This window comes from Cellulosimicrobium funkei (assembly GCF_004519295.1).
Taxonomy (GTDB): domain Bacteria; phylum Actinomycetota; class Actinomycetes; order Actinomycetales; family Cellulomonadaceae; genus Cellulosimicrobium; species Cellulosimicrobium funkei.
Window position 1 is genome coordinate 120,817 of the sequence record NZ_SOZH01000009.1, and the last position, 12,342, is coordinate 133,158.

The window sequence follows — 12,342 nt, forward strand, 5'->3', positions numbered from 1 at the left end:
CCCCGGCGCGCCGCGTCGAGCGGCGCGAGGCGGACGGTTAGCGTCGGAGGGTGAATGCCGCAGCCCGCACCAGCTCAGCCGCCCGGAGCGTGGCCGATCCTGCTCGGCTGCCCTCGACCCCTCCCGGCGGGACAGACCGGCCCGACGCCGAGGCCGCCGACGTGACGTCGTCGCGCCCGGTGCTCGTGCCCGAGCCGACGACGTCCGACCTCGTCGAGGAGGCGGTCGCCCGCTGGCGCGCCGGGCTCGTCGAGCTCGCCGGAGGCTCGTCGCTCGCCGACGTGTCCCTCCTGGGCGACGCCGTCGTCGACCTCACCGCCGCACACCCGTCCGGCATCGCCCAGCTCTTCGCGGGGCGGCCGACCCGGTTGTCCAACCTCTTCCGGGAGGGGGGCTCCCTGCCCGCCGCCCGCCGGCGGGCGCGCGCCGTCGTCGTCCGGGCCGCCGAGCACGCGCAGCGCTACGGCGTCGCCCCGACGTACCTCGCGATCGGCGTGGCGACCTGGACCCAGAGCCCGACGGCGCCCCTCGCCGAGGACGACGTCGCGGCGCTCGCCCGCGTCGCCGGCCGCGCGCCCACGGTGGTGCCGGCCGACGGCGACGCGAGCGGCCCGGCGGACGTCGAGCCCACGGTGACGGCCCCCGACGCCGAGGACGCCCCGCTCGCGCACCCCGGCGACCGGTCCGACGGCGTGGCGGGCCTCGACGAGGAGCTCGCGCCCCGGACGGTGCGCGCGCCCGTCCTGCTGCGCCCCCTCACCGTCACGCCCCGCGGCGACGGCGAGACGGACTACGAGCTGACGCTCGAGCCCACCGCCGAGATCAACCCGCTCCTCGCGCGCACGCTCCGTGCGCACGGAGCGCTCCTCGACCCCGTGACCCTGGCGCGGTCCACGTTCACCGGCGCGGGCTTCGACCCGGGCGACGCGACCCGGCGGATCGTGGCCCTCGGGCAGGCGGTCCTCGACGACTTCGACCTCACCCACCGGGTCCTCGTCGGCACGTTCGTGCACCCGGGCCAGGTGCTGGTCGACGACCTCGACGAGCTCGCCCCCGCGCTCGAGCGGCACGAGGTCGTCGCCGCGCTCGCCGGGGACGAGCGGTCCGCCGCCGCGCTGCGGGCCGACCTCCCGGCACCGCGCGTCGGCGACGCCGACCCCGTGCTCGAGCGCGGCGCGGGCGACCTCGACCCGTCCCAGCGGCACGTCGTCGACGTCCTCGCGAGCGGCTCGCACCTGTTCGTCGACGCCCCCACCGGGTCCGACGTCGCCGGCACGCTCGCCGCCGTCGTCGCGGAGGCTGCGGCGTCGGGACGCCACGTCCTCTACGTCCCCGGCCACCGCCGCGCCGCCGACGCGCTGCTGGCCCGCCTCGACGCGCTGGGCCTCGGCGGGCTCGCGCTCGACGTCGCGCCCGAGCCGACGTGGCGCGAGACCGCCTCGCACCGCCTGCTCGCCGCGATGGCGACGGAGCCGGAGCCGGTCGAGGACGACGACCTCGTGCGCACGCGCGACGCCCTGCTCGGCGCGCGCGCCCGGCTCGCCGGGTACATCGAGGCGCTGCACCTCGTCCGCGACCCGTGGGGCGTGTCGGCGTACGACGCGCTCCAGGCTCTCGCGCGGCTGACCGCCGAGCGCCCGGCGCCGGACACGCGGGTGCGGCTCACGACCGAGGTCGTGCTCGCCGTCGGGCCGCAGCGCGAGCGGGTCGCCGCAGAGCTGCGCGAGGCCGCGATGCTCGGCGCCTTCACGGCGCGCGCGACGTCGACCCCCTGGTACGGCGCGGCGCTCACCACGCCGCAGGAGGCGCACGACGCCCTCGTGCGCGTGGAGCGGCTGCGTGCCCACACGCTCCCGCAGCTGCGCGCGCAGGTCGAGCAGGTCGCGGAGCGCACCGGGCTCACGACCGCGACGACGCTCCGCCAGTGGGGCGACCAGCTCACCATGCTCGGCGGGATGCGGGGCACGCTCGACGTGTTCCAGCCGCTCATCTTCGAGCGCACCGCGCAGGACATGGTGGAGGCGACCGCGACGAAGCAGTGGCGCGAGCAGCACGGGATCGAGATGGGCTGGTTCGCGCGTCGCCGGCTGCGCCGTCAGGCGCGCGACATGGTGCGGCCGGGCGTCCGCGTGCCCGACCTGCACGCCGCGCTCGTCGAGGTCCAGGCGCAGCGCGCCGTCTGGCAGGAGCAGTGCCCCCGTGGCGGCTGGCCCGTGCTGCCGGAGGGGCTGTCGGCCATCGAGGACACGCACGAGGCCGTCCGCATCGACGCCGAGGAGCTCGAGCCGGTGCTCGCGGGCACGCCCGCGGGCGGCGGGCTGCTCGACACGCCGCTCGACGCGCTCGCCGCCCGCCTCGACGCGCTCGCCGAGGACGCCGCCGCGCTCGACGCGCTCCCGGCGCGGACCGCGATCCAGCACCGGCTCACCGATCTCGGCCTCGGCGAGCTCCTCACCGACCTCGCGGCACGCCGCGTCGAGCCCGACGAGGTGGGCCCCGAGCTGGAGCTCGCCTGGTGGAGCTCGGTGTTCGAGCAGATCCTCGCGCAGGACCAGGCGCTCGCCGGGCAGGACGGCGCGGGCCTCGACGCGCTCGCGCGCCGGTTCCGCGAGCTCGACCGCGCGCACGTCGCGTCCCTCGCGGCGCCCGTCCGGGCGGCGGTCCGCGACCACCTCGGGACCGCGATGCGTGAGCACCGCGACGAGGCGGAGGCCCTCTTCACCGAGCTGCTCGAGGGGCGGCTCGTGAGCCTGCGCGAGACGGCGGAGCAGCACCCCGCCGTGCTGCGCCGGCTGCGGCCCGTGCTCGTCGCCACCCCGACGCTCGTCCCGCACCTCGTGCCGGCGACCCGCACCGTCGACCTCGTGGTGCTCGACGCCATCGAGCACACGCCCGTCGAGCTCGTGCTGTCGGCGCTCGCGCGCGGGCGTCAGGTCGTCGCCGTCGGCGACCCGCGGGCGGCGTCCACGGACACCGTGCGCGAGCTCGCCGAGCTCCTGCCGACGGTCGCGCTGCTCGCCGACGGCTCGCGACGCGACCCGTTCGTCACCTCGTTCCTCGCCGAGCACGGCTACGCGGGCGTCCTGCGCCCGTCGCCGCTGCCGCGCGCGGAGGTCCTCGTCCAGCTCGACGTCGTCGACGGCGCCGGGATGCCCGACACGGCGTCCGGCGCGGTCGAGAGCACGCAGGCCGAGGTCGACCGCGTCGTCGAGGTCGCGATCGAGCACGCGCTCACCCGGCCGGACGAGTCCCTCGCGATCGTCACCGTCACGCCCCTGCACGCCGACCGCATCCGCGACGCGCTCCTCGTCGAGGTCCGGCAGAACCCGGCGCTCGCCGGGTTCTTCTCCGGCGCCCGCGCGGAACCGGTCGTCGTCGCGGACGTCTCCGGCGTCGCCGGGCTCGTGCGCGACACGATCGTGCTGTCCGTCGGCTTCGGGAAGACGCCGCACGGCCGCGTGCTGCACCGGTTCGGCATCCTCAACACCCCGGGCGCCGAGGCCATGCTGCTCGACGCCGTCGGGGCGACGCGCCGGCGTCTCCACGTCGTCTCGTGCTTCACGGCGGGCGACCTCGACCCCGAGCGCCTGCGCGGCGCGGGCGCCCGGCTGCTCGCCGAGGTGCTCGACCTGGCCGAGCAGCGCAGCGGCGCCGCCGACCAGGTCACGCTGGGCAACGGCGTCGACCTCGGCGGCAGCCCCGACCGGCTCGTCCTGGACCTCGCCGAGCGGCTCTGGCGCGCGGGGCTCGTCGTCGAGACCGACTACGGCATCGGCGACGGCGACCGCATCCCGCTCGTCGTCGGCCACCCGGACCTGCCCGGCGAGCTCCTCGTCGCCGTGCTCACCGACGACGCGGCCTACGTCGCCGAGCGCAGCGTCCGCGTGCGCGACCGGCAGGTCGCCGAGCGGCTCGAGCGGATCGGCTGGACGGTCGCGCAGGTCTGGTCCGCCGCCGCGTTCCTCGACCCCGCCAAGGAGGCCGAGCGCATCCGGCGGGTCGTGCAGGCCGTGCGCGACGCGCGGCTCCCGGAGACGGGCGGCGTCGCGCAGACGGGCGGGGGCGACCGGATCGTCGTCGTGCCGGTGATCGACGACGACGAGCAGCACGGCGACGAGGACCTGTAGCCCGCCGGTGGGACCATGGGACGCGTGAGCACGACCGCCGACCCGAGCCCCGACCCGCGGCACCTGCCCGACGACGCGCGCGACCGTCCCGAGCCAGAGCCAGAGCCAGAGCCCGAGCCCGAGCCGGAGCCCGAGACCGACACCGGGCGCCGTCGGCGTCCCCGGCGGGCCGTGCGGCGGGGGACCGAGAGCACGGTGGTGCCCGGCACGAGCGCCGACGAGCGGGCCGAGGGCTGGGGCGACGAGTCAGCCCCCCGCCGCGGCGCGCCGGGCGAGAACGACGACCGCCTGCTGGGCGACGTGCCGCCCCACTACGGGCGCCACTGACGGCTCGCCGGGCGACCGGCTGAGCGGCGTCAGAGGTGCTGCGGGGGCGTCGGCCCGCCGGGCGTCGGCCCTCCGGGCGCGGTCCCGCCGGGCGCCGTGCCGGGGCCGCTGCCGGCCTGGGCGGCGAGGAGGTCGCGGATCTCCTGGAGCACGCGCACGTCCTCGGCCGGTGCCTCGGGCTCGGGCTCCTCGTCCTTCTTGCGTCGCTCCGCGAGCTTGTTCATCGGCAGGACGATGACGAAGTAGAGGGCGACGGCGATGATGAGGAACTGGAGGATCGCGTTGAGGACTCCGCCGACGGAGATGACGGAGGGCGGGATGTCCTTCGCCTCGTTCCCCGCGCGCAGCGTGATGTCCCACAGGCCGGTGAGGTCGGGCTTGCCGAAGATCGCCCCGATGAGGGGGTTGATGAAGTCCTCGACGATCGCCGTGACGACCCCGGAGAACGCGGCCCCGATGACGACGCCGACCGCCAGGTCGATCGCGTTGCCGCGGAGCACGAACTCCTTGAACCCTTGGAACACGCCCTTCATGTGCTGCTTCCCTCTCCTGTCGACGGGCACGCGTGGCGGCGGCGCCACCACACGTGCACGCGCGATCCTGCCAACGGGCGCGGCGACCGGCAACGGCTTCGCCCGGCGGGTCGGCGGTCTCGTGGTGCCGTCACGGGACCAGGACGGCCGTGACCGGGGCGTGGCCGGCCCGCGCCGCCAGCCGGACGGCCTCCTCGGGGAGCACCGCGACGAGCGTCACGACGTCGGAGCCCGACCCGCCGCTGCCGAGCAGGCCGCCGCCGTCGTCGGGCTCGGGTGCCGGCACGACGACCGCGGCGCGGGCCAGGTACGGGTCGTCCGGGGGAGCGGACTCCGTCTCCGCGGGTTCCGTGGGTGCCGGGGCGAGCGCGGGGTCGCCCGCGGCCAGCAGGTCGACGCGGTCGCCCGGCCCGAGGAGCGCGGCGACGCCCGGGTCGAGCCGGACGGGCGCGACCACGGTCCCGGCGGGCGCACCGGCGGCGAGCTCTCCTCCGGCGACGAGGCCGTCCTGGAGGAGGGTGCCCTCCGGAAGGGCGACGGTCGCGCGGCGCCCGACGACGTCATCGGGCCGAGTCGGCGCCCCGGCGGGCAGGAGGGAGGCCGCGACGTGGTCCACCCGCACGTCGGGTGCCGCGAGCGTGGTGCCGGGCGGCACGGCGCGGGCCGTCACGACGGCGGGAGCCGTCGGCGGGGGCGGGGGCCGCAGCGCACCGACGACGACCGACGCCGCGAGCCCGCAGCACAGCGCCGCGACCACGAACCGGGACCGCCACCACAGGGTGTGCAGCAGCCGCCGCCGGGCGGCGGCGCGGCCGGGGTGGGCTGACGGGCCGGGCGGGCGGGAGGAGCGAGGCATGGCGCGACCGTAGCCGCGCGCGGCGAGCCGGTGGCCGCGGTGCGCGGCGGTCTGTGGACGACGCGGCGCGCGGCCCGCCCACCGTGAGCCGACCGGCCCGCTGTGGTCGGCCGCGCACCGGTGCGGCGCCGACGCCGGAGCTCGGGCGCGTCAGGGGCGAGCGACCCGGTGGCGCCGCGTCAGGTCAGGACGACGCGGCAGAGCTGCTCGACGCGCCGCCCGAGCCCGTGCCGCCCGACGACGAGGGCGACCCCGCCGACGACGACGAGGACGACGACGCGCTGGACGTCGAGGCGGCGGGCGCCGTCGACGTCTTCCCGCCGGACCGCGAGTCCGTGCGGTAGAAGCCGGAGCCCTTGAACGTCACGCCCACGGAGGAGAACACCTTGCGCAGGCGGCCCGAGCACTCGGGGCACACCGTGAGGGCGTCGTCGCTGAACGACTGGTGGATGTCGAAGGCGTGACCGCAGGCGGTGCAGCTGTAGGCGTAGGTGGGCACGGGTTCTCCTCGTTCACGAGACGGCCGTCGAGGCGGCCACCGGCGGGTCGGGATCGGGACGGTCTCGGCCTGGTCGACGGTGTCAACACCGCCTGGCACTCGAAACTTCCGAGTGCTAATCATACGCGGACCGGCGCCCGGGCAGGGCCGGGGTAGTCTCGCATCCGTGTCTGCGCACGAACCCGCCGAGGCCCCCGCCGGTGACCCCGCCACCGGTGCCGACCCCGCGACCCCGGGCGAGGCCGCGGCCCCGCCGCGGCGCCGTCGCCGGTCCGTGCGCCGGCGCGTCCTGATCGGCGTGGCGGCGCTGCTCGTCGTCGCGCTCGTCGCGGGTGCCGCGTTCGTCGTGGTCACCGTCCGGCGCCCGCTCCCGCAGGCGTCCGGCGAGATCTCCGTGCCCGGCCTCGGCAGCGAGGTGACCGTGCTGCGCGACGCCCAGGGCGTGCCGCAGATCTACGCCGACACCCCCGAGGACCTCTTCCGCGCCCAGGGCTACGTCCAGGCGCAGGACCGCTTCTTCGAGATGGACTACCGCCGGCACGTCACGTCGGGGCGGCTCGCCGAGCTCGTCGGCGACAACCCGGACGCGATCGCCGCCGACACCGTGACGCGCACGTTCGGCTGGCGCCAGGTCGCGGAGGAGGAGTGGGACGTCGTCTCTCCCGAGACCAAGGCGTACCTCCAGGCGTACGCGGAGGGCGTCAACGCCTACCTGGAGGACCGCAGCCCGTCGGAGATCGCGCTCGAGTACACGGTGCTCGGGCTGCAGGTCGACGTCGCCGAGCCCGAGCCCTGGGACCCGGTCGACTCGCTCGCGTGGCTCAAGGCGATGGCCTGGGACCTGCGCGGCAACTACGACGACGAGCTCGACCGCGCGCTGGCCTACGGCACGCTCCAGGACACGGTACGCGTCGCGGAGCTGTTCCCTGCCTACCCGTCCGGGCTCAACGCGCCGATCCTCGACCCCGGCGAGCTCGAGAACCCGCAGGAGGTCGCGCTCGAGCTGGGCCCGCAGGCCCGCGCCGAGTACGGCTCGGACCACCTCCAGGCCGCGCTCCAGGCAGCGGACCGCGCGCTCGGCGCCGTCCCCGTGCTCATCGGGCGCGGCGAGGGCACCGGCTCGAACTCGTGGGTCGTCTCCGGCGAGCACACGGCGTCGGGCAAGCCGATCCTCGCGAACGACCCGCACCTCGCCCTCGGGGCGCCCGGCATCTGGGCGCAGGTGGGGCTCCACTGCAACGAGGTCTCCCCGGCGTGCGGGTTCGACGTCGCGGGCTTCTCGTTCGCCGGCTTCCCCGGCGTGGTCATCGGGCACAACGCCCAGCTCGCCTGGGGCCTGACGAACATGGGCGCCGACGTCACCGACTTCTTCGTCGAGCGCGTGCGCGACGACACCTACCTGCGCGGCGACGAGTGGGTCCCGCTGGAGACCCGCACCGAGACGCTGCGCGTCGCCGGGGGCGACGACATCGAGATCGAGGTCCGCTCGACGCTCCACGGGCCGATCGTCTCCGAGGCGATCCCGGCGACGGACGCGGCCGTCGACACGCCCGCGCTGGACACGCGGCTGGGGGAGTACGCCGTCGCGCTCCAGTGGACCGCGCTCGAGCCGGGCCGCACCGCCGACGCCGTCTTCGCGTTCAACCTCGCGCAGGACGCCGAGGATATGCAGGCGGCCGCCGCACTCTTCGAGGTGCCGGCCCAGAACATCGTCTTCGCGACCGCGGACGGCCACATCGGCTACCAGGCGCCGGGGAAGATCCCCGTGCGCCAGGCGGTCCCCGACGCCGAGGTGCCCTCCGACGGCACGTGGCCGCGCGATGGGTCCGACGAGCGCTACGACTGGCAGGGCTACGTCCCCAGCGAGCAGATGCCGCGCGTCGTGGACCCGGCCGAGGGCTTCATCGTCGCCGCCAACCAGGCCGTGCTGCCGGACGGCGTCGCGCCGTTCCTCACGACCGACTGGGACTACGGCTACCGTTCGCAGCGCATCCGCGAGCTCCTGGAGGCCGAGATCTCGGCCGGGCGCACCGTGGACGTCGACACGATGAACGAGGTCCAGGTCGACGACCGCAGCCCGTACGCCGAGGTGCTCGTGCAGCCCCTGCTCGAGCAGGAGATCGACGACGACTTCGCGGCCGAGGGCCAGCAGCTCCTCGCGGACTGGGACTACCGGACCGACACCGACTCCGCCGCGGCGGCGTACTTCGCCGCCGTGTGGCGGAACCTGCTCCAGCTCACCTTCTGGGACGACCTGCCCGAGTCGGCGCGTCCGGGTGGCGGCAGCCGCTGGCTCGCCGTCGTGCAGAACCTCCTGGAGAACCCGACCGACCCGTTCTGGGACGACCGCCAGACGGTCAGCGTGGTCGAGACGCGCGACGAGGTGCTCACGCAGGCGCTCGTCTCCGCGCGCCTCGACCTCACCGTCGAGCAGAGCAAGCAGCCGTCGGACTGGGCGTGGGGCAAGATCCACGTGCTCGCTCTCGAGCACCCCGTGCTGGGCGGCGAGTCGATCCCGGGGCCGGTGCGCGACTTCGTCAACCCCACCCCGGTCGGCATGCCCGGTGGCTCGTCGATCGTCAACGCGACCGCGTGGGACGCCGCGTCCGGGTCGTTCGACGTGACGGCCGGGCCGTCGATGCGCATGGTCGTCGACCTCGGCGACCTCGACCGCTCGACGTGGGTGACCGTCACGGGCACCTCGGGGCACCCGGCGTCGAAGCACTACGCAGACCAGCTGAAGACCTGGGCCCGCGGCGAGACGTACGCGTGGCCGTTCTCCACGGAGGCGGTCGCCGAGGCGAGCAAGGACGAGCTCACCCTCGTGCCGTAGCGGAGCCGCAGGCGCGTCCGCCCCGTGCGCGGGCGCGGTGGCGGACGGCGCGGTGGCGGACGGCGCAGCCTGCTACGGCAGCCAGCGCCAGCCGAGGGGCGTCGCGACGGCGTCGACCGTGCGGTCGTGCGGCTCGACCGGCAGCGGTCGGTCGCTCGCGTCGTAGACCTCCTCCGGGAACACGACGGCCACGACCTTGGTGCCGGGACGCACGTGCTCGAGCGCGCGGTCGTACCACCCGCCGCCCTGGCCGAGCCGGACGCCGCGCGAGTCGACGGCGAGCGCGGGCGCGACGACGACGTCGGCCTCGGCGATCGCCTCCGGACCCAGGGTCGGGGTGCCGGGCTCGGGCGGCCGCCCGGGCGCCCGGACCTGCAGGTCGGCGGGGCCGTCGTAGACGGCCCAGTCCCGCTGGAGCCCCGCGCCGAGCACGGGGAGCAGCAGGCGGACGCCGCGCGCGGCGAGGCGCTCGAGCATCGCCGACGTGCCGGGCTCGCCGGGGCGCGCGGCGTAGGTCGCGACGCACGTGGCGGCGGCGACCTCGGGGATGGTCTCGACGACGTCGGCGATGGCGGCGTCCGCTTCCTTGCGGAGCCGCTCGGACCGCGCCTGGCGATGCGTGCGGATGGCCTTGCGGAGGATCTCCTTCGCGTCCTCGGCTTCGATGCTTCCGTGCAGGGGGTATGGCTGGACCGGGCCACTCATGTCCCTATTGTCACCCGGCGCGCGCGTCCGCGCCGACGCCGCGCGGGTGACCTTCGGCCCCGGAGTCCCGGAGCGGGTTCCGCGGACGCGTCCGTGGTGCCTATGATCGGAGGAAGCCAGTAGTTCGGACTCCTGACAAATGGGTCGCCGTCCGACAGAGGTGCCGACAGTGAGGACGCCATGACCGCGACGACCGCGAACCCCACCGAGACCGCCCCACGAGGGAGCGCCCACCCGAGGACCGGTCGTGCCGCCGTCGTGCTGGCCGCGGGCCACGACGACGCGTCGCGCGAGCTCCTGTCGCGGCCCTTGGGCGGCGCGACGGTCGTCGAGCTGGCGGTCGCGAACGTCCGCCGCGTCGTCGACGCGGGCCGCATCGTCGTGGTCGTGTCGCCCGACGACCCGACCGTGCGCGAGCTGCTCGGCGAGGACGTCGTCTACGTGGAGCAGGAGTCGCCGCTCGGCACGGGCGACGCGGTCCTCGCGGCGCGCGAGGCGATCGCGTCGGTGCTCGGGCCGGGCGTCGACGAGCCGGTCCTCGTCGCCTACGCGGACACGCCGCTGCTGCGCTCCGAGTCGCTCCTCGGGCTGCTGACGCGCCACACCCTCACGGGCGCGGACCTGTCGCTGCTCTCCGCCGTCGTCGACGACCCGGACGGCTACGGGCGCGTGGTCCGCGCCGGGGGCGAGATCGCGGCGATCCTCGAGTCGTCCGAGGTCGCGGACGCCACGCCCGAGCCGGCCACCGAGATCAACGTGGGTGCGTACGTCGCGGCGCCCCGCCTGCTGTTCGGCGAGCTGGAGCGCATGGCGGCCGACGGCGAGCACCGGCTGACCGAGCTCGCGCGCCGCGTCATCGGGGCGGGCAAGCGCATCTCGTCGTACCGCATCGTCGACGTGGACGAGGTCCGCGGCATCAACACCCCGGACGAGCTCGCCCAGGCGGCGGACATCGTCCTCAAGCGCCTGTTCGTGCCGAAGAAGAACACGGACACGAAGATCGTGTTCGGCACCGGCGGCTGGCGCGCGGTCATCGGCGAGGGCTACACGCTCGCCAACGTGCGCCGGCTGTGCCAGGCCATCGCGAACGAGACGATCCGCCGCGGGCTGGACGGGAAGGGCGTCGTGATCGGCGGCGACCGCCGCTTCCTCTCGCGCGAGTCGGCCATCGCCGCGGCCGAGGTCTTCGCGGGCAACAACATCGCGGTGACCCTCCTGCCCGACGACGTGCCGACCCCGCTCGTGACCTTCGCCGCGCCCTACCTCGGGGCGGCCTACGGCATCATCGTCACCTCGAGCCACAACCCGCCCGAGTGGAACGGCATGAAGGTGTTCCGCCAGGACGGCTCGCTCCCGCTCGACGACGAGACGGACCGCTACCAGGACGAGGCGAACGCGCTGTCGGTCGACGACGTCATCACGCTCGACATCGACGTGGCCCGCCGCACGGGCGTCGTCGTCGACCGGTCGCTCACGGACCCGTACGTCGACGCGATCGAGCGGATCATCGACGTCGAGGCCGTGCGCGGCTCGGACCTGCAGGTCGTCGTGGACCCGATGTACGGCACGAGCCAGCTCACGCTCGGCACCATCCTGTCCGACATGCGCGTGCGGTCGGAGTTCATCCACGCGGCGCACAACCCGCTGTTCGGCGGCGTCGCGCCGGCACCGGACCTCCAGCGCCTCAGCACGCTCGTGACGATGATCCAGCAGGGCGGCGGCCGCTACGACCTCGGCATGGCGACGGACGGCGACTCGGACCGCATCGGGATCGTCGACGAGACGGGCGAGTACATCTCGACGAACGACCTGCTCCTCCTCCTGTACTGGTACCTGCACGAGGTCCGCGGGGAGAAGGGCGGCGTGGTGCGCAACCTCGCGACGACGCACCTGCTCGACCGGCTCGCGGCGCACTTCGGCGAGGAGTCGCGCGAGGTCAAGGTCGGGTTCAAGCACGTCACCGCGGGCATGGCGGAGATCGGCGCCGTGCTCGGCGGCGAGTCGTCGGGTGGCCTGACGATCCGCGGGTGGATCCTCGGCAAGGACGGCATCTTCGCGTGCGCCCTCGTGGCCGAGATGCTGGCGCGCACGGGCAAGCGGATCTCCGAGCTGCGCGCGATGCTCTACGAGATCACCGGCCGCCTGTACACGCTCGAGGCGGGCGTGCCGGCCACCCCGGAGATGCGCGTCGAGGTGCCGCGCCGGCTCGAGGCGCAGCCCCTCACGCACGTCGGGCCGTACCCGGTCGTCTCGGTCTCCCACCTCGACGGCACCAAGATCCTCCTCGAGAACGACAACTGGGCGCTCCTGCGGTTCTCCGGGACCGAGCCCGTCCTGCGCATGTTCGTCGAGGCGGACACCCCCGAGAAGGCCGCCGAGCTCCTCGAGTGGCTGCAGGGGTTCGTCACCGCCGGCGTCTGACGCCCGCGCCCCCACCCGGCACCCCGCCGCACCCAGCCCCC

At 75.4% G+C, this 12,342-nt stretch carries 8 protein-coding genes; 4 read left to right on the forward strand and 4 right to left on the reverse strand.

Features of this window, described 5'->3' with window-relative positions; translation table 11 throughout:
- Positions 1-89: 89 nt before the first annotated feature.
- On the forward strand, positions 90-4,127 hold the full coding sequence (locus tag E1O70_RS15610; RefSeq protein ID WP_240696731.1) for a hypothetical protein: 4,038 nt from the start codon (positions 90-92) through the stop codon (positions 4,125-4,127).
- 24 nt (positions 4,128-4,151) lie between these two features.
- On the forward strand, positions 4,152-4,454 hold the full coding sequence (locus E1O70_RS20170; RefSeq protein ID WP_061268062.1) for a hypothetical protein: 303 nt from the start codon (positions 4,152-4,154) through the stop codon (positions 4,452-4,454).
- Between the two features lie 29 nt (positions 4,455-4,483).
- Here E1O70_RS20170 and mscL read toward each other — a convergent pair whose 3' ends face one another.
- From mscL to E1O70_RS15630, 3 genes are all read right to left on the reverse strand, one after another.
- Positions 4,484-4,987, reverse strand: a complete 504-nt coding sequence (gene mscL, locus E1O70_RS15620; RefSeq protein ID WP_061268063.1) for a large conductance mechanosensitive channel protein MscL — start codon at positions 4,985-4,987, stop codon at positions 4,484-4,486.
- A gap of 130 nt (positions 4,988-5,117) precedes the next feature.
- Entirely contained in the window at positions 5,118-5,843 is a 726-nt protein-coding gene (locus tag E1O70_RS15625) for an SAF domain-containing protein (protein WP_082774531.1), read from the reverse strand.
- A gap of 184 nt (positions 5,844-6,027) precedes the next feature.
- On the reverse strand, positions 6,028-6,342 hold the full coding sequence (locus tag E1O70_RS15630; protein WP_082774532.1) for an FmdB family zinc ribbon protein: 315 nt from the start codon (positions 6,340-6,342) through the stop codon (positions 6,028-6,030).
- Positions 6,343-6,616: 274 nt separating this feature from the next.
- Here E1O70_RS15630 and E1O70_RS15635 point away from each other — a divergent pair, with 274 nt between their 5' ends.
- Positions 6,617-9,175, forward strand: a complete 2,559-nt coding sequence (locus E1O70_RS15635; RefSeq protein WP_061268092.1) for a penicillin acylase family protein — start codon at positions 6,617-6,619, stop codon at positions 9,173-9,175.
- 72 nt (positions 9,176-9,247) lie between these two features.
- On the opposite strand, the gene E1O70_RS15640 is transcribed toward E1O70_RS15635, so the two are convergent.
- A complete protein-coding gene (locus tag E1O70_RS15640) occupies positions 9,248-9,880 on the reverse strand; it encodes a 5-formyltetrahydrofolate cyclo-ligase (RefSeq protein ID WP_034654285.1) in 633 nt (210 codons plus the stop codon).
- Positions 9,881-10,060: 180 nt separating this feature from the next.
- Here E1O70_RS15640 and E1O70_RS15645 point away from each other — a divergent pair, with 180 nt between their 5' ends.
- A complete protein-coding gene (locus E1O70_RS15645) occupies positions 10,061-12,301 on the forward strand; it encodes an NTP transferase domain-containing protein (RefSeq protein WP_061268066.1) in 2,241 nt (746 codons plus the stop codon).
- Positions 12,302-12,342 lie beyond the last annotated feature (41 nt).

What these genes read in the sequence shown, in the direction of transcription:
- E1O70_RS15625 (WP_082774531.1), bottom strand. Translation starts at nt 5,843, where the DNA reads ATGCCTCGCTCCTCCCGCCCGCCCGGCCCGTCAGCCCACCCCGGCCGC.
- mscL (WP_061268063.1), bottom strand. Translation starts at nt 4,987, where the DNA reads ATGAAGGGCGTGTTCCAAGGGTTCAAGGAGTTCGTGCTCCGCGGCAAC.
- E1O70_RS15645 (WP_061268066.1), top strand. Translation starts at nt 10,061, where the DNA reads ATGACCGCGACGACCGCGAACCCCACCGAGACCGCCCCACGAGGGAGC.
- E1O70_RS15640 (WP_034654285.1), bottom strand. Translation starts at nt 9,880, where the DNA reads ATGAGTGGCCCGGTCCAGCCATACCCCCTGCACGGAAGCATCGAAGCC.